This window comes from Solidesulfovibrio magneticus RS-1 (assembly GCF_000010665.1).
In the GTDB taxonomy this organism is placed as follows: domain Bacteria; phylum Desulfobacterota; class Desulfovibrionia; order Desulfovibrionales; family Desulfovibrionaceae; genus Solidesulfovibrio; species Solidesulfovibrio magneticus.
The window spans coordinates 219732-236817 of sequence record NC_012796.1; the positions used below are offsets into that span (position 1 = coordinate 219732).

16 protein-coding genes are annotated in these 17086 nt (G+C 67.4%); 5 read left to right on the forward strand and 11 right to left on the reverse strand.

The genetic code is table 11. The features are described 5' to 3' along the window. Nucleotides 1-24: 24 nt before the first annotated feature. The 4 genes from DMR_RS00845 to wrbA all read right to left on the reverse strand — a co-directional run bounded on the left by DMR_RS00845 (nt 25) and on the right by wrbA (nt 3910). Nucleotides 25-528 (reverse strand): hypothetical protein, encoded by a 504-nt coding sequence (locus tag DMR_RS00845; protein ID WP_012749789.1) that lies wholly within the window; start codon nt 526-528, stop codon nt 25-27. A gap of 21 nt (nt 529-549) precedes the next feature. Next, nucleotides 550-939 carry a CBS domain-containing protein gene (locus DMR_RS00850; RefSeq protein WP_012749790.1) on the reverse strand — a complete coding sequence of 130 codons (390 nt, stop codon included), beginning with the start codon at nt 937-939 and terminating at the stop codon, nt 550-552. A 70-nt stretch (nt 940-1009) separates the two neighbouring features. After that, complete coding sequence (locus tag DMR_RS00855) at nt 1010-3151, reverse strand: putative bifunctional diguanylate cyclase/phosphodiesterase (RefSeq protein ID WP_052278935.1); 2142 nt, start codon at nt 3149-3151, stop codon at nt 1010-1012. 147 nt (nt 3152-3298) lie between these two features. Further along, nucleotides 3299-3910, reverse strand: coding sequence for an NAD(P)H:quinone oxidoreductase (gene wrbA, locus DMR_RS00860; protein WP_012749792.1), 612 nt, complete (start codon nt 3908-3910; stop codon nt 3299-3301). A gap of 164 nt (nt 3911-4074) precedes the next feature. Here wrbA and DMR_RS00865 point away from each other — a divergent pair, with 164 nt between their 5' ends. Continuing rightward, entirely contained in the window at nt 4075-6624 is a 2550-nt protein-coding gene (locus tag DMR_RS00865; protein ID WP_012749793.1) for an ABC transporter transmembrane domain-containing protein, read from the forward strand. An 86-nt stretch (nt 6625-6710) separates the two neighbouring features. After that, nucleotides 6711-8024 (forward strand): methylenetetrahydrofolate--tRNA-(uracil(54)-C(5))-methyltransferase (FADH(2)-oxidizing) TrmFO, encoded by a 1314-nt coding sequence (trmFO, locus tag DMR_RS00870; protein ID WP_012749794.1) that lies wholly within the window; start codon nt 6711-6713, stop codon nt 8022-8024. A gap of 38 nt (nt 8025-8062) precedes the next feature. On the opposite strand, the gene DMR_RS00875 is transcribed toward trmFO, so the two are convergent. Next, complete coding sequence (locus DMR_RS00875; protein WP_012749795.1) at nt 8063-8620, reverse strand: hypothetical protein; 558 nt, start codon at nt 8618-8620, stop codon at nt 8063-8065. A 100-nt stretch (nt 8621-8720) separates the two neighbouring features. On the opposite strand from DMR_RS00875, the gene lhgO reads away from it, so the two are divergent. Next, nucleotides 8721-9923 carry an L-2-hydroxyglutarate oxidase gene (gene lhgO / locus DMR_RS00880; RefSeq protein ID WP_012749796.1) on the forward strand — a complete coding sequence of 401 codons (1203 nt, stop codon included), beginning with the start codon at nt 8721-8723 and terminating at the stop codon, nt 9921-9923. Nucleotides 9924-10008: 85 nt separating this feature from the next. Next, nucleotides 10009-10545: a D-glycero-alpha-D-manno-heptose-1,7-bisphosphate 7-phosphatase gene (locus tag DMR_RS00885; protein WP_043599790.1), complete on the forward strand. Its 537-nt coding sequence runs from the start codon at nt 10009-10011 to the stop codon at nt 10543-10545. A gap of 16 nt (nt 10546-10561) precedes the next feature. On the opposite strand, the gene murB is transcribed toward DMR_RS00885, so the two are convergent. From murB to DMR_RS00900, 3 genes are all read right to left on the reverse strand, one after another. Beyond that, complete coding sequence (gene murB / locus DMR_RS00890) at nt 10562-11431, reverse strand: UDP-N-acetylmuramate dehydrogenase (protein WP_012749798.1); 870 nt, start codon at nt 11429-11431, stop codon at nt 10562-10564. 117 nt (nt 11432-11548) lie between these two features. Next, a complete protein-coding gene (locus tag DMR_RS00895) occupies nt 11549-12139 on the reverse strand; it encodes a cyclic nucleotide-binding domain-containing protein (RefSeq protein WP_012749799.1) in 591 nt (196 codons plus the stop codon). Nucleotides 12140-12337: 198 nt separating this feature from the next. Continuing rightward, nucleotides 12338-12643, reverse strand: coding sequence for a hypothetical protein (locus tag DMR_RS00900; RefSeq protein ID WP_043599792.1), 306 nt, complete (start codon nt 12641-12643; stop codon nt 12338-12340). 170 nt (nt 12644-12813) lie between these two features. Between DMR_RS00900 and DMR_RS00905 the strand changes: the two genes are divergently transcribed. Then, nucleotides 12814-13503: an aspartate/glutamate racemase family protein gene (locus tag DMR_RS00905; protein ID WP_012749801.1), complete on the forward strand. Its 690-nt coding sequence runs from the start codon at nt 12814-12816 to the stop codon at nt 13501-13503. Nucleotides 13504-13513: 10 nt separating this feature from the next. Here DMR_RS00905 and DMR_RS00910 read toward each other — a convergent pair whose 3' ends face one another. From DMR_RS00910 to DMR_RS00920, 3 genes are all read right to left on the reverse strand, one after another. After that, on the reverse strand, nt 13514-14905 hold the full coding sequence (locus DMR_RS00910) for an HlyD family type I secretion periplasmic adaptor subunit (protein ID WP_043599795.1): 1392 nt from the start codon (nt 14903-14905) through the stop codon (nt 13514-13516). Nucleotides 14906-15055: 150 nt separating this feature from the next. Continuing rightward, nucleotides 15056-16321, reverse strand: coding sequence for a glutamate-1-semialdehyde 2,1-aminomutase (gene hemL / locus DMR_RS00915; protein ID WP_012749803.1), 1266 nt, complete (start codon nt 16319-16321; stop codon nt 15056-15058). After that, nucleotides 16318-16770, reverse strand: coding sequence for a VOC family protein (locus DMR_RS00920; protein WP_012749804.1), 453 nt, complete (start codon nt 16768-16770; stop codon nt 16318-16320). The genes hemL and DMR_RS00920 overlap by 4 nt, the downstream gene beginning before the upstream one ends. Between the last annotated feature and the right edge of the window lie 316 nt (nt 16771-17086).

Genomic DNA, 17086 nt, shown 5'->3' on the forward strand with positions numbered 1-17086 from the left:
CTGGCGGAATACAACGAAGAACGACTACTTCGTGGGCACCCAGAGCTTGATGGCCGAGCCCTTGTCGCCCTGGGGCTGGACCATGCGGAATTCGTAGCGGGCGGTTCCCGGCTCCAGGCGGAACGTGGTCGTGCCGACATTGCCGCGCACGAAGCTTTGGAACTTGAAGGCCTGGCAGGTATCGTCCAGGGCCTTGCCGGCGCTGTCGAAGGGGGTCATGCAGATGCGCAAAAACGGCTGATTGGACTCGCCGCCGAACATGGTTTCCATGTTGCTGGGCGGTTTTTGGGCCAGCTCGGCCGTGACCAGCACTTCCTTATAGGGAACCTTTTGCAGGGTCACCTTGCCGCCGGCGTCCATGTAGCGTTCCTCGGTGCGCTCCCGTTCCTTGATGTCCGTGACCTTGACGTAGTCGTTGCGCAGCTCCTTGTACGCTCCAAGGCTGAGGGACTGGCCGGCCCCCCGGGCCGGGGCGACGGCGAGAACGGTCAGGGCCAGACACAGGACCAGGGCGCGGGGCAGGAACATGGGCGGCGTCCTTGTGGTCGCCTATCCCTCGCGCCGGGGCGCGATGGGAAAAATGGCGAGCTTCAAAAAATCGGTTTCCGTGATGATGCCGACGAGATTGCCCGCGGCGACCACGGGCAGGCAGCCGTACTTGTGGAAAATCATGGTCTCGGCCGCCGTGCGCAGGGGCGTGTCCGGGGCCACCGTGGCGACGTCGCTGCGCATGATGTCGCGAAGCGGCGTGCCCGGGTCCTTTTTGTGCTCCAGAGCCAGGACGTCGCGCTGGGTGACCAGTCCGGCCAGCCGGCCGTCGGCGTCCAGCACCGGAATGTGGCGGATAAACAGTTCCTGCATGGCCGCCACGGCGTCGGCCAGGCTGTCGGTTTCCTTGAGGCAGCGCAACTGGCTGGTCATGAGGTCGGCTACGAACATGCCGTGTCTCCTGTCGGCGCGCATGGCAAAAAACCGCGCCCCATGGTCAAATCCTTGCCCAATCGTCCCGTCAAGTCAAGGCGGGCGGGTCCTGCCGGTCCAGCAGCGCCACGATGCCCGACTCCTCCATGGGCCGGGCAAAAAGGAACCCCTGGCCCATGTCGCAGCCAAGCCGCGACAGGTCGTCCAGTTGGGCCGCCGTCTCGATGCCCTCGGCCACCACGTCGTAGCCCAGGTTGTGGGCCAGGCTCACCACCGAGCGCACGATGACCCTGTTGCCCTGCTCTTCCATGCCCGAGACAAAGGCCCGGTCCACCTTGAGGGTGTCGATGGGAAAGCGCTGGAGATAGGACAGGGACGAATAGCCGGTGCCGAAGTCGTCGATGCCGATGGAAACGCCCAGTTCCCGCAGTCCACGGAGCTTCAGCATGGCCGATTCCGGGTGCTCCATGAGCACGCTTTCGGTGATTTCGAGCTTGAGATCGGCCGGGGCCATGGCTTCCCGGCGCAACGCCGTGACCACCTGCTTGACCAGATCGGGCTGGGTGAACTGCCGGGCCGAGAGGTTGACGGCCATGAAAAAGGGACTGTCTCCCAGGCTGCCGGCCCGCCAGCGGGCCAAAGCCCGGCAGGCCTCGGTCAGGACCACCGCCCCCAGGGGAATAATCAGCCCGCTTTGTTCGGCGGCCGGGATGAACTCCCCAGGCGGGACCAGCTCTCCGTCCACCCGCCGCCAGCGTACCAGGGCCTCCACCCCGCGCAGGCGTCTGGTGGCCAGGTCCAGGATGGGCTGGTAGTGCAGCACGAATTCGTCGCGAACCAAGCCCTCCCGCAGGTTGGTCTCCAGGTCCATGACCCGCTCGGCCCGCTCGCGCATGGACCAGTCGAACACCCGCACCCGGCCGCAACCGGCCGACCGGGCCGCGTTCATGGCGATAGCCGCGTTTTGCAACAGCTCCTCGGGGCGTTCGTAGTCGGCCGGCCCAAGCACTACGCCCAGGCTGGCCGTGACGTAGATCTGCCGACCGTCCACCACGAAAGGCACGCGCAGGCGTTCGCGCACGGCCTTGACGATGCGCAGGGCGTCGCCCGGGGAGGCGATTTCCTCCAGCAGCACCACGAACTCGTCCCCGCCCACCCGGGCCACGGTGTCGAGCTGGCGCACCTCCCGGCGCAGCCGGTCGGCCACCCGGCGCAGCAGGCCGTCGCCGACCAGATGCCCCAGGCTGTCATTGACGAGCTTGAACCGGTCGAGGTCGAGAAAGAGCAAAGCGTAAATGTAGTTGGAGCGGCGCTTGGCCCGTTCGATGGCCCGGGCGATGCGGTCCAGGCACAGCGCCCGGTTGGGCAAGCCGGTCAGGGCATCGTGGAAGGTGCGGTAACGCAGCCGTTCCTCGCCGCGCTTGCGCTCGGTGACGTCTTCCAGGGCCACGGCCACCTGTCCGGGCTGGGGGCTGTAGGCCTGGGCCAGGAAATACATGTTGAGGTCGGACAGGTAGTTCTCGAACCGCACCGGCCGGCCGGTGGCGGCCACGGCGGCCAGGGTGTCGATCCAGAAGGGCTCGATGCCGGGCAGGGTCTGGCGCAGGGTGTGGCCGACGATCTCGTCGTTGGAAAGCGAGGTGGCCCGCTCAAAGGCCGGGTTGGCCCCGAGGATCTCGAAATCGTCCTGGCCCTGGCTGCTCCCGGGGCAATGGCGCAGCAGCAAAAAGGCGTTTAACATGGCGCTGAAAAGCTCGCGGTAGCGCTTTTCGCTGCGCCGCAGTTCCTGCTCGGTGTGGTGCTTGAAAAGCGCCACTTCCACGGCCGTGCGCAGCCAGTTCTCGTCCACGGGCTTGAGCACGTAGCCGTAAGGCGCGGTGCGCTTGGCCCGCTGCAGGGTCACCTGGTCGGTATGGGAGGTGAGGTAGATGACCGGGATGTCGCACTCGGTCTGGATGACGCAGGCGGCTTCCACGCCGTCCATTTCCCCGCCCAGAAAGATGTCCATGAGCACGAGATCCGGGCGAAGAGACTCGCACAGTTCCACGGCCTCGACCCCGGAAGCCGTGACCCCGGCCAGGGTATAGCCCAGGCGACGCAAAATGTTTTTCAGGTCCAGGGCCACCACGCGCTCGTCCTCGACGATGAGCAGACGGGGCGGACGGCCGTTTAGGCCGTTATCCACGGCAGCCTCGCCGCGACAGGCGAGTTTTTGGTGCGAGGCGCTCACGTCGTCTCCGGAAAGGCACGAGTTTGCAGAGGCCATATCTCTGTGTGACGCTTTTTATCGGCCGTGTAAAGGCCTGCGAGGGCGTCAAAAAAGAAGCTCGTGCCTTTTTTCACGACACGGCGGGGGTGCGGCTTTTCGGGCGTGGCCCTAAGCGCGCAACCGGCGAGTCACGTCGGCGATGTGCCGCCCCTGGAAACGGGCCGCGTCAAGCTCGTTTTCGCTGGGCATGCGCGAACCGTCGCCGCCGGCGATGGTGGTCGCGCCATACGGCGAGCCGCCCGTCACCTCGTCAAGGCGCATCTGGCCGGCAAAGGAATACGGCAGGCCGACCACGATCATGCCGTGGTGGAGCAGGGTCTGGATAAACGACATCAGCGTCGTCTCCTGGCCGCCGTGCTGGGTGGCCGTGGAGCAAAAAACGCCGCCGGGCTTGCCGACCAGGCCCCCGCGCATCCAGATCTGGCCGGTGGCGTCCAGGAACTGGCGCATCTGGCCGCACATGTTGCCAAAGCGGGTGGGGGTGCCAAAGACGATGGCGTCGGCGTCCTCCAGCTCCTCCAGCGTGCAGGCCGGCACATGGGACAGGGCCTTTTGGGCCTCGGTCGCGCCCATTTTCCCGATGACCTCCTCGGAAAGGGTCTCGGGAACCCGGCGCAGGGTCGCGGTCATGCCCGGAACCTGATGCACGCCTTCGGCCACGGCCTGGGCCATGGCCGCCACATGGCCATAGAGTGAGTAGTAGACAATCAGCACGTTCATACGACTTGTGCTCCCTGGAAGGGTTGATGATAGCGATTGTCTACGCCCGCCAAGGGGAAAGGGCAAGGGCGCGGCGGCATTGTTGCCGCCCGGCCGCATTTGCCCTACACCGGACCCGATTCGATCCGACCCGACCGCCAGCCGCCCCCGGGCGACGAGAGCCCATGCAGACAGCGCTGACCTGCCTCAAGGCCGTGGCCGACGCCTACGGCCTGACCTTCGACCCGGCCGCCGCCGCCGACCGTCTCGGCCTTGGCGCGGCCGAGCCGGACCTCGACGTCCTGCTCGCCCTGGCTTCCGGCGCGGGGCTTACCGCCCGCGTCGAACAGCTGGACGTCCCGGCCATGGCCGCCCTGGGCCGTTTTCCGCTCCTGTGCGTGCTTTCCAACGGCAACAGCGTGGTGGTGCTGGGCGTACGCGACACGTCAGAGGGCCTCGTCGCCCGCGTGGCCGACCCCCTGGCCCAGACCCCAGGCTCCTTTGAGGTCGACCAGGAAAGTTTCGAGAAAAGCCACGGCGGCGTCACCGTCGTCGCCATCCCGACCCTGGCCCGGGCCGGGCTGCGCGCCCTGGCCCTTATAGGCCGCCACCACGGCCTGCCCCTGGCCCACGAAACCCTGGCTGCCCAGCACGGTTTCGACGCCGCCGAACCCACGCCAACCGAGCTTTGCGCCGTGGCCGCCGCCTCGGGCCTCAAAGCCGAGCTGCGCCGCCTGGCCCCGGCCGAGCTGCCGCTTTTGGCCGGAGCCTATCCGGTGCTCCTTTTTATGCGCGACGGCGCGGCCCTGGTCGCCGCCGGCTGCCGCCAGGAAGACGGCCGGGCCGTCCTGGACGTGGTGGACCCGACAAGGCTCCCGCCCAGCCGCGATCCCCTGCCCGTGGCCGATCTGGCCGGGCGTTGGGACGGGCAAACGCTCCTTCTCAAACGCAAACGCCGCCTCACCGACGAGAACCAACCCTTTGGCCTGACCTGGTTCGTCCCGGAAATTCTGCGCTGCCGCAAGGAATTTACCGACGCCGCCGTGGCCGCCTTCATGCTCTACGCCTTGGCCCTGGCCATGCCGATCTATTTCCAGATCGTCATCGACAAGGTGCTCACCCACAAGGGGCTGGCCACCCTGCAGGTCTTAAGCTTCGGGATGCTTTGCGCCCTGGCCTTCGAGGCCGGCTTTTCCTACCTGCGCGGCATCGTGCTGCTCCACGCCGCCGCCCGCATCGACGTGCGCGTGGCTGCCCGCACCTTTGCCCGCTTAACCGCCCTGCCCCTGCGGTTTTTCGGCCACAGCCGGGTGGGCGTGCTCATCCAGCACATGCAGCAGGCCGACAAGATTCGGGAATTTTTAAGCGGCAAGCTCTTTTTCACGCTCCTTGACGGCGCGGCCCTGGTGGTCTTCATCCCGGTCCTTTTTCTCTACAGCGTGCCGCTGACCTTCCTGGTGCTGGCGTTAAGCCTCGCCCTGGGGCTGCTTTTGGCCGTCATCATTCCCTTTTTCCGAAAGCGCTTGGCCGCCCTCTACGCCGCCGAGGGCGAACGCCAGTCCTATCTGGTCGAGACCATCCGGGGCATGGAGACGGTCAAGGCCCTGTCCCTGGAGCCGTCCCGGCGGCGCGGCTGGGAAGACGCCGCCGCCCGGGCCGTGGCCATGCGCTTTGGCGTGGGCAAGATCGGCAACGCGGCCACGGCCGGGGTCGGGTTCCTCGAAAAAGTCATGATCCTGTGCATCCCCTGGATCGGCGTGTCGCTGGTCTTCGACGGCAGCCTGTCCGTGGGGGCGCTCATTGCCTTCCAGATGCTGGCCGGCCGCGTCACCCAGCCCCTGGTGCAGTTTGTTTCGCTGCTCCAGGAATATCAGGAAAAGGCCCTGGCCGTGGACATGCTGGCCGCCATCATGAACGAGCCGCCCGAGCGGGCCGGCTCGGGCGAAGGCCTGCGCCCGACCCTGGTTGGCGAGGTGGTCCTCGACCACGTCACCTTCCGCTACGGCCAGACTGCCGACGCGCCGGCCGCCCTGTCCGGCGTGTCGGCCCGGTTCGCCGCCGGCGCCATGATCGGCGTGGCCGGCCGCAGCGGCTCGGGCAAATCGACGCTCGCCCGGCTGCTCCAGGGCCTGTACCTGCCCACCGACGGGAGCCTTCGCCTGGACGGCCACGACCTGCGCGAACTGGACCTCGCCCACGTGCGCCGCCAGATCGGCGTGGTCCTGCAGGAAAGCTTTCTTTTTACCGGCACGGTGCGCGACAACATCGCCATGGCCCGGCCCACGGCCGCCCTGGAGGAAGTCGTCTGGGCGGCTCGCTTGGCCGGAGCCGAGGAATTCATCCGGCGGCTGCCGCGCGGCTACGACACGCCCCTTGAGGAAAACGGCTCCAACCTGTCCGGCGGCCAGCGCCAACGCCTGGCCATCGCCCGGGCGCTTTTGGCCAATCCGCGCATCCTCATCCTCGACGAAGCCACCAGTGCGCTTGACGCCGAATCCGAAGCCATCGTCCAGGACAACATGGCCCGCATCGGCCGCCAACGCACCACCATCGTCATCAGCCACCGCCTGTCCATGCTGGCCGGTGCCGACGCCATCCTTGTCCTCGACGCCGGCCGGGCCGTGGATTTCGCGCCCCACGCCGAACTGCTCAAACGCTGCGCCGTCTACCGCGACCTCTGGAACAGCCAGAATCGGCATGTGGCGGCCGGCGGCGGGACGCCGCAGGTGCGGTGAGGAAGAGAAAGAGGCCTCCGGCGGCCGGGGGCCTGAGGCCCCCGGACCCCCCATATTATTCTGTTGTGAAGGGAGTGTAATATCTTATGGCTATTGGTATTATTGGCGGGGGGTTGGCCGGGTGCGAATGCGCTTTGGCCTTGGCTCGGGCCGGCGTCGCTTCGACCATCTTCGAGTGCAAGCCGGCGCTGTATTCTCCGGCCCATGTGCTTCCCGGGCTGGCCGAACTCGTGTGCTCCAACTCCCTGCGCTCCGACGAGCCGGTGACGGCCGTGGGCCTGCTCAAGGTCGAGATGGCCGAGCTTGGCAGCGCGGTCATCGCCGCCGCCCGGGAAACCGCCGTGCCGGCCGGCAAGGCCCTGGCCGTGGACCGCGACCGCTTCAGCGAGAACATGACCGCCCGCATCGAGGCCGAGCCGCTGGTGACCCTTGTGCGCCGCGAAATCATGGGCCTTTCCGACCCGGCCCTGGCCGGTTTCGAGGCCGTCGTGGTGGCGGCCGGCCCCCTGGCCTCGGACCGGATGGCGGCCAGCTTGCTCGAAACCATCGGCGGCGAGGGGCTCTATTTCTACGACGCCATCGCCCCCATCGTGACCACCGAATCCGTGGACATGGACAAGGCCTTCTGGGCCTCGCGCTGGCAGGACGGCGAAGGCGACTACCTCAACTGCCCCATGGATAAAGACGAATACCTGGCTTTCTGGAACGCCCTTTTGACCGCCCGCAAGGTGCCCAGCCGCGAATTCGAGAAGGAAATCCATTTCGAGGGCTGCCTGCCCATCGAGGCCATGGCCGAGCGCGGCGAGCGCACCCTGACCTTTGGCCCCATGAAGCCCGTGGGCCTCACCGATCCACGCACCGGCCGCTGGCCCTATGCCGTGGTGCAGCTGCGTCCGGAAAACGTGGCCCGCTCCACCATGAATCTGGTGGGGTTCCAGACCAAGCTGGTCTACGGCGAACAGGAGCGGGTGTTTCGCATGATCCCGGCCCTGCACGCCGCCGAGTTCACGCGCCTGGGCAGCATCCACCGCAACACCTTTGTCAACGCGCCTAAGGTGTTAAACGAGCGCCTGGAGCTTGTCGCCCGGCCGGGCGTCTATCTGGCCGGCCAGATTACCGGGGTGGAGGGCTATGTGGAGTCGGCGGCCTGCGGCCTGTGGCTGGGAACCCAGCTCGGGGCGAGGCTGGCGCGCGGCGAGGAACTGCCGCCGCCGCCGGTGGTCACGGCCCTGGGGGCGCTCCTGAACCATTTGCGCACCCCGGCCAAGAAATTCCAGCCCAGCAACGTCAATTTCGGGCTGACGCCGCCCCTGGAAGAGAAAATGAAAAAGGCCAACCGCAAGATGGCCTATCCCGAGCGGGCCCGCAAAGCCTGGGGGGAGTGGTTCGTGCGTCCGTGACGGGGCGCGCCGGCTGACGGCGCGCCCCGTCAGGTCGGTCAGGCCGTGGCTTGCTCCTCGTCCATGTGCTGGGCGAGGAAGGCGGCGTGGGCTTGCCGGAGCTGGGCGATCTGGGCGTACTCCGGATCGGCCCGCAGGGCCGCTTCATTGACCGTCGCCTTGGGCTGGGGCGTGGCCTCGAAGGCGCGCTGGGTCATGGCCGTGGAGGCCTTGTTGACCTTGCCGCCCAGGGCCTTGGCGATTTCCTCGGCCCGGGCCTGGGCCAGCTGCGGCCCGCTGGCTCCTCCCGACCGGTCGTCGGCCGCCTTGATGGCGTCGGCGCACTGCCCGCCCATGGCGTTGGAGGTCTCGACGAACCCGTGGTTGTCGATTTTCGCCACGACTTTCCCGTTGACCGTGACCGTGGCGTAGGGCGCGTAGGCCGGGTTTTTCGAAGTATCGGGGGGCGTGGAATAGCGCTGTTCGAGCATGTCCTGTTTCGCGGCCATCATCATTTGAAACAGGTCATCCGGCGCTTCGGCCAGGGGCACGGCCTTGAGGCTGGCGGTGATGGGCGTCACGGAGGCAAGATCGACTTGGTAGGCGGCGTCCGACATGGGCAAAAACCTCCATGTGCAGGGTTATGCCTGACATTGATGCAAAATTGATGCCGTATATAGAACTTGCGTTTACCAAGCACCACTGCAAGGCGTCGTCATGCAACACTTCGACTTCATCATCGCCGGGGCCGGCATCGTCGGCCTGACCACGGCCTACGAAATAGTGCACCGCGCCCCGTCGGCCCGGGTGGCCGTGGTGGAAAAGGAAGACGCCCCGGGACGCCATGCCAGCGGCCGCAACAGCGGCGTGCTGCACTGCGGCCTGTACTACGGCAGCGACACCTTAAAGGCCCAGGTCTGCGCCGTCGGCGGGCGGGCCATGAAGGATTTTGCCGACGCCCATGGCATCCCCTGGCGAAATACCGGCAAGGTGCTGGTGGCCACCGAGCCGGACCAGCTGCCGGCCGTGGAGCGGCTTATGCAAAACGCCGCCGACAACGCCATACGGGCCGAGCGCATCGACAACAAAACCCTGCTTGCCCTGGAGCCGGCCGCGCCGCCCCACGCCGTGGCCGCCATCCATTGCCCGGACACGTCGGTCATCGACGCCAAGGCCGTGCTGGAGACCCTGCGCCGCTTGCTCGCCGAGGGCGGCGTGCGGTTTTACTTCCAGCGGCGCGTCCTTGGCCCGGCCGCCGACGGGTCGCTGCAAACCACCAGCGGCCCCATCCGGGGCGGCTTTCTCTTCAACTGCTGCGGCGCCTACGCCGACGTGCTGGCCAAGGCTTGCAACTTTGCCCGGCAATACGTGCTCGTTCCGTTCAAGGGCATCTACTGGAAGCTCTCACCCCAGAAAAATCACCTGGTGCGCGGCAACATCTACCCCGTGCCCGACCCGGCCATGCCGTTTCTGGGCGTGCATTTCACGCGCGGCATAAGCGGCGAGGTCTACGTGGGGCCAACAGCCATCCCGGCCCTGGGCCGCGAGAACTACGGGCTGGTCTCCGGCGCGAAATGGGGCGAGGCCGCGACCATTCTCGGCCGCCTGGCCCGGCTGTATCTCGCCGACCGCAGCAACTTCCGGCTCCTGGCCCACACGGAGATACGCAAATACTCCAAGCGGTTCTTTCACCAATGCGCCCGCCGCCTCTTTCCCGGGCTGGAAATGGACGATCTCGTGCCCACCACCAAGGCGGGCATCCGGCCCCAGCTCGTGAGCGTCGCCGCCAAGCGCCTGGAAATGGACTACATCCTGGAAGGCGACGGCAATTCCCTGCACGTGCTCAACGCCATTTCCCCGGCCTTCACCGGCAGCTTCGCCTTTGCCCGGATGATCGTTGACCGCAGCGGCGCGCTGTAGCAGTTTTTGCCGGCCGCCTCCTCGCGTCGCCTCCGCGACCCGAACCGGGCGGGGCAAGCGCCCTTCAGGCGACAGGACGAAAGCCATGATGAAAAAAGGCCGACCGGCCGTCTTTTTTGACCGCGACGGCGTGCTCAATCACGACGCCGGCTACGTGCACACCCCCGAGGCCTTTGTCTGGACCGACGAGGCCGTGGCCGCCGTCCGCCACGTCAACGACGCCGGCTGGCTGGCCTTTGTCGTCACAAACCAGTCCGGCATCGCCCGGGGCTACTACGGCCCCGGGAACGTCGCCCGTCTGCACCGGTGGATGCAGGACGAGCTGGGCCGCCACGGGGCACACATCGACGCCTATTACTACTGCCCGCACCATGTGGACGGCCTCATAGCCGAACTGGCCGTGGAGTGCTCCTGCCGCAAACCCCAGCCGGGGATGCTCCTGGCGGCCATGGACGATTGGGGGGTGGACCGGGAGCGCAGCCTGCTCATCGGCGACAAGCCGTCCGACCTCGAAGCCGCCCGGCGGGCCGGCATCCGGGGTTATTTGTTCCAGGGCGGCAGCCTGCTGCGTTTGGTTCGGGAAGCCATTGAAGCTGCCGGGCCGCCGGTCGGCGAAAGCTGACGCCGGCCGCCACGCGTCACACCACCACCTGCTCCAAAACCAGCTCCACGCCGTAGCGCTGCCAGGCCGCGCGCCGCATGACCTCGATGACGGCCAGGATGTCGGCTCCGGTCGCGCCGCCGGCGTTAACGATGATGCCGGCGTGGCGCGGCGAAATCTGCGCGCCGCCGATCCGAAAGCCCTTGAGCCCCGCTTCTTCCACGATCTGCCCCACCGGCGGCGCGCCGTCGGGCCGGCGAAACACGCTGCCGGCGCTGGGAAAGTCGTAGGGCAGCCGGGAGCGCCGCAGCTTCCCGATGCGCCCCATCTCGGCCAGGACGGCGGCCGGATCGGCCGGCGTGAGCTGAAGGGCCACCCCCAGGATCACCGTGTCCGTGCCCTGGAAGGCCGTCATCCGGTAGGCCGGCCGGCACTGTTCCCGGGACAGGACCGCGCGTTGCCCGGCGCCCGGGTCATAGACGTCCACCGACTCCACCACGTCATAAAAGGACGCGCCATAGGCGCCGGCGTTCATGTGGGCCGCGCCGCCGATGCTGCCGGGAATGTCCCACAGCCGCTCCAGCCCGGACAGGCCGCAGCGGGCCGCCAGCCGGCAGACGTCACGAAGCCGCGCCCCGGCCCCGGCCAGCAAGCTGTCTCCTGCAACGACAAGGGCCGGCTCCAGACGGGACGTGGCGATAAAATGGAAGGAACTGTCGTAATGATCCCGGGAAAGTAGGACGTTGCAGCCATGGCCGAGGAGCACGACCCGGACTCCAACGGACTGCCGCAAGGCTGCAACCAGATCGTCTGCTGTTTCGGGAAAGAAACAGGCCTCGGCCCAGGCGCGCACGCGATAGGAATTGTCTTCGGTGAGCCAGGTCGGGCTGAAGCGGACAACGCTCATGGCCGGCTCATGTTCCTGCCGCCGCCTGACGGACAGCGGCGAACCGGGATCGAGGCGCGTTCCGTCCCTGGCCGGGCGCGGACTGGCGACCGGCTGGCCGGACCGTGGAGCAGGCTGCTACCTGCCGCACTGGCGGCGCAGTTCCTGGTTTTCCCGGGTCAGTTCCAGGATGCGGCGTTCCAGGTCGCGCACCCTGGCGTTGACGCCGGCCAGGGCCGAGGCGGCCATGGCCAGATCGCGGCGCAGGGCGGCGGCGTCGAGGTTGGCCCGGGACAGGCGGTCGTGGACCACGTCGGTGATGAGCTCCTCGAAAAGCCGGCTGGCCGCTCGGCGTTCGTCCGGGGGCAGGCGGTCGAGGATGGAAAGATCGATGGCCAGGCAGGACACGGGGGAGTCGGCCACCACCGAAGCGTTGCGCGGCCGGCCCCGCAGCGGCCCCATCTCGCCGAAGATGTCGCCGTAATCGGCCAACCGGGCAACCTGCGCCTCCTGGGCCAGCACCCGGGCCTGGCCCGAGATGAGGTAGTAGACCCAGCTGTCGTGGTCGCCCTCGCGGATGATGGTCTCGCCGGGACGGTATTCGCGGTAACGCAGCCCCTTGTCGGCGAAAAGGGCGATGATCTGGCCGTCGGACAGGTCGGCGAAGGCGGGCATCCGGCGCACAAGCCCCAGCACCCGTTCGGAGATGGTGATTTCGCGTTCTTCCATGCCGCCGTCCGCCCTCCCGCTAAACGTTACAGGTACGCCGTATCCTTGGGCCAGGGCGACGCGACGTGTCAAGGCAAACCGCCGCGCGGACCACAGTCGCCACGCGTGCCGCTTCCAGAGAAAACGCGTCTGGCGGACTCACGGACAACAGACCGCAACCCGCATTTTTCCAGAACCTCGCGTAGTTTCGGGGAGACGCTAGAAATTCGGGCTCGGGCTGCCGGAAGCCGGCGTCTGGTCCTTGCCGTCCTTGTCCGGGGCGGCCGCGCCCGGGCCTTGGCGTCGCACCAGGCCCTGGGCCTGCAACTTTTCCATGACCCCCGACAGCATGGCGTAGGCTTCGATGAAGCCTTCGGTGGTCATGACGATGCGCTGGCGGCGCTCCTTGGCCGGCTGGCCCTTGGCGTCCGCGGCGTCGGCCGACAGGGCGAAGAAATCGATGCGCACGGCCCCCTTGCCAAAACCGACGCCTAATATGCCGTCGGCAAACACTTCCTCGCTCATGGGATTTGCTCCGTGATCCGGTGTGGTTGCGGCCATCCTACCGCCATCGGCCGCCAAGCGGAAGAACCATCTGTGCTGTTTTGGCGCCGACACAGTTCAAAAATCTGTCCATTGACCCGGGCCACGTATTTCCCGAAACCATGGGCAACCTTGTCTCCGGAGGAATCCCCATGAAGACCCTTGGACTGCTGGGCGGCACGAGCTGGACCTCGACTGTGGAATACTACCGCTTTCTCAACGAGGAGGTGGCCGTGCGCCTGGGCGGGCTGCACTCGGCCAGGCTGGTGCTGGCCAGCATCGACTTCGCCGAACTCGAACAGGCCATGCGCGCCGACGACCGGTCTGGGGCCGAGGCCATCCTGGCCGGCGCGGCCCGGCAACTGGAACGGGCCGGGGCGGACGGCGTCATGCTGTGCTCCAACCTCATCCACCGCTACCACGACGCCGTGGCCCAGGCGATTGGCGTGCCCATCCTGCACATCGGCGACGCCGTGGCCGCAGCGGTCAAGAACGCCGGCTACGCCGCCGTGGCCCTGCTCGGGGCGCGCCCGCTCATGGAAGAGGCCTTTTACCGCGACCGCATCCGAGAGAAGGGCGGCGTTACGGTCCTGACCCCGGACCAACCCGACCGGGAGTACATCAACGCCGCCATTTTCGAGCGCATGTGCCGCAACGTCTACACCGACGAGGACCGCACGCGGTTTATCGCCATCCTGGAGGGTCTCAAGGCCCGGGGCGCGCAGTGCGCGTTGTTGTGCTGCACCGAGCTGCCTATCCTGCTGCCGCAGGGGCCGTTGCCGCTTTTAAGCAGCACCCTGGTGCATAGCCGTTACGGCACGGACTGGGCGCTTTCGACCTGACGCCGCGCCGTCAAGGTTCGCGCAGGCTTTCGTCAAAGGTCTTAAGCAGCGGATAGAGCAGGTAGGTGATGATGCGGCGGCTGCCCACCCGGATTTCGGCGGTCAGGCTCAGGCCGGGGATGAGGCGGAAGTCCGGCGGCACGGCGGTCAGGCGCACCGCGCCCAGGGTGGCGCGCACCCGGTAGAACAGGCGCTGGCCTTCGGGCGTGGTCTTCTCCAGGGCGTCGGGGCTGATGGTGGCCAGCCGGGCTTCGGCCACGCCGTGGCGCTGGTAGGGGAAGGCCTCGAACTTGACGCGCACCGGGTCGCCGGGGCGCAGCAGGCCAATGTCCTGGGCCGCCGCCTCGGCCTCCACCACCAGCTCCTCGCCGGCCGGCACGATGGTGAGAAGCGTCTCCCCGGCCTGGGCCACGGCCCCGGCCGACCTGGCGGCCACGTCCAGCACCGTGCCCGACTCCGGGGCGCGCAGCACCACCAGATCGCGCAGCCGCTCGGCCTTTTTTTGGCGCTCCTCGGCCCCGGACAGCTCGCGCGAGGCGTCGGCCAGCTCCTTGGCCGCGCCGGCTTTCCAGTTCTCCACAAAATCGCGTTTTTCGGCCTCGGCCCGGGCCAGGGACTCGCGCAGTTCGCCGGCTTCGTTTTGCAGCCTGGCCAGTTGCCCCTCGGCTTCGATACGGCTGCTTTGGGCCTTCATGTACTCGACCTTGGAGCTGGCTCCTTGGCTGTAGATGTCGCCGTACATGCGCTCCAGATCCTTGGCCAGGGCGATCTGCTTTTTATGCTTGGCGGCTTCGGCGGCATTGGTGGTGAGTTTGGCCGACAATTCCCGCTGGCGCTGGGTGAGCGCGTCGACCTTGGCCGCGAATTCCCGACGTCGGGCATTGAGGACATCGCGCTCCAAGGCCAGCTCGGCCGGCGGCGCGGCCGAGGGCGGCGCGTCGGGCGGTTGGGCGCACAGGCCCGAGACCTCGCAGCGCAGCCGCCAGACCTTGGCGGAAAGCGCCGCCCGGTCCTTGTCGCGCTCGGCCAGCCCGGCCTCGGCAAAGGCCGGGTCCAGGGCAATCAGTGCGTCGCCGCGCGTGACCGACTTGCCGGCCGAGACATAGACCTCGCGCACGGTGGCGGTTTCCAGCGGCGCGACGGTGATATTTTTTCGAGCCGAGACGAGCTTGCCCGGGGCCACGACGATGCGGTCCACCTCGGCCAGGCAGGCAAAGGCCAGGGCGGCCAGACAGAAGGCCAGGAGCAGATAGAGGGTCAGCCGATAGCGCACGGGCGTGGGCGTGGCCACGATCTCCAGGGCGTCGGGCTGAAAAGCGGCGAATCGCGCGGGCGGCGGCCCGGGCGGAGCCGCTCCGGAAGCGGCTGGCGTCGCGTCTTTGTCTCGTTTTCTCGGAAACACCGCGCTCCTGCCTGCCGCCCGACGATTAACGCCCCTCGCCCGCCACATGACGCCCCCCATTTGGGGGTCCGGGGGGCTAAGCCCCCCGGCGGAGAGGTCCAGGAGAGGCAGCGCCTCTCCTGGCGGGGCGCGGGGCAGCGCCCCGTCTTCTTAGAATTTCACGCTGCGCACGGCGTCGAGGGTGCGGGCGTAGTCGTCCTCGGAGTGGGCGAAGGAGGTGAAGGCGCATTCGTAGGCCGAGGGGGCCAGGATGACGCCGGCTTCGCGCATCTGGTTATAGAAGCTGGCGTAGCGCGCGGCGTCGCCTTTTTTGGCCTCGTCGAAGTTGGTGACCGGGCCGTCGCAGAAAAAGAGCGTAAAAAGCGAAGCAATGCGGGTGAGCGTCACGGGCGCGCCCTTGTCGCGCAGGATGGCGGCCATTTCCTCGGCCAGGGCCTTGGTGCGCTCGGCCAGGGCGTCGTAGTCGGAAGCCTTGAGCTTGGTCAGCGTAGCCAGCCCGGCGGCCATGGCCAGCGGATTTCCGGACAGGGTGCCGGCCTGATAGACGTCGCCGCAGGGGGCGATGCGCTCCATGATGTGGCGCTTGCCGCCGTAGGCTCCCACGGGCAGGCCGCCGCCGATGATCTTGCCCAGGCAGGTGAGGTCCGGGTCGATGCCGAACACGCTCTGGGCGCCGCCGTAGGCCAGGCGGAAGCCGGTGATGACTTCGTCGAAAATGAGCAGCGCGCCGTGGGCGGCGGTCAGTTCGCGCAGGCCTTCGAGGAAGCCGGGCTTGGGCAGCACCAGCCCCATGTTGCCGGCCACGGGCTCGACGATGACGGCGGCGATGTCGGGCCGGGTCTCGAAGAGGGCCTTGACCGCATCCAGGTCGTTGTAGGGGGCGAGCAGGGTGTGGCGCACGGTGTCGGCGGGCACGCCCGGGGTGCCGGGGATGCAAAAGGTGGCCAGTCCCGAACCGGCGGCGGCCAGGAAGGCGTCGGAGTGGCCGTGGTAGCAGCCCTCGAACTTCACGATCATGGATTTGCCGGTGTAGCCCCGGGCCAGGCGCACGGCGCTCATGGTGGCTTCGGTGCCGGAGTTGACCATGCGCACCATGTCGATGCCGGGCACGGCGTCCACCACGGCCTCGGCCAGGGCGACTTCGCCCGGGCAGGGCGCGCCGTAGCTGACGCCAGCTTCCACGGCGGACCGGATGGCGGCGGTGACGTCGGGGTCTTTATGGCCAAGGAGCATGGGGCCCCAGGACATGACGTAGTCGAGCATCTCCCGGCCTTCGACGGTGGTCATCTTGGAGCCGGCGGCGGAAGCGATGAAAAGCGGATCGCAGCCCACGCTGCGGCAGGCGCGCACGGGGCTGTTGACGCCGCCGGGGATGAGCGTCTGGGCCTTGGCGAACAGGTCGGCGGACAGGGTCATGGGGCAGTCTCCGGGGTTGGCGATGTTTTTTCGAGGCGCTGGGCAAAGGTGAGGACGTAGCCGTTGGGGTCCTCGATGCTGCACTCGCGGGTTCCGTAAAAGGTGGCATGGGGCGCTTTCAAAAACGGAGCGTGTTCGCTTAAGCGCTCATACAGGGCGTCGAGGTCGTCGCATTCGAGATAAAGGATCAGCGAACCGCCGCGTTTGGCTTCGGCGAAGCGCGGCAGATCGGCGGCCATGGAGGAGCGGGTCTCGAACATGAGCCGGGCCTGGCCGCTTTCGATCATGGCGAAGACCAGCGGGCCGGGGGGCGGCCAATCGACGACGGTCTCCCGTCCGGCCTCGGTGACGCCGGCCAGGAAGGCAAAGCCCAGGACGTCGCGGTAAAAGGCGACGGTGCGGGCGACGTCGTCGACCATGAGCACGGGTGCGGCGCGGGTGATGGTCATGGGTTTTCCTTGGCCGCGCCGCTTAAAACGGCTTGCGGCGCGTCCCGGCAAGGTAGCCTTGCGCCGGCCTGGACGCAAGGGGGCAGACCGTCTTTGCCCATAAGCTAGAATCATTGGATTTTTTAGCGAGTTCACCGACTGCCACGGTATGAAAAAAAATCGGCCCCGACCGCGTCCAGACCGCTCCTGTCAAGCCTTATCATCCTGAAATATCGTGCTAAAAGACAAAAATTAAAATAAATTTCAGACAAGCCGAAACCGCCCGTTTCGGGTTGACATCCCGCCCGGGCTTCACTAGGTACCGCCCCTCACAACG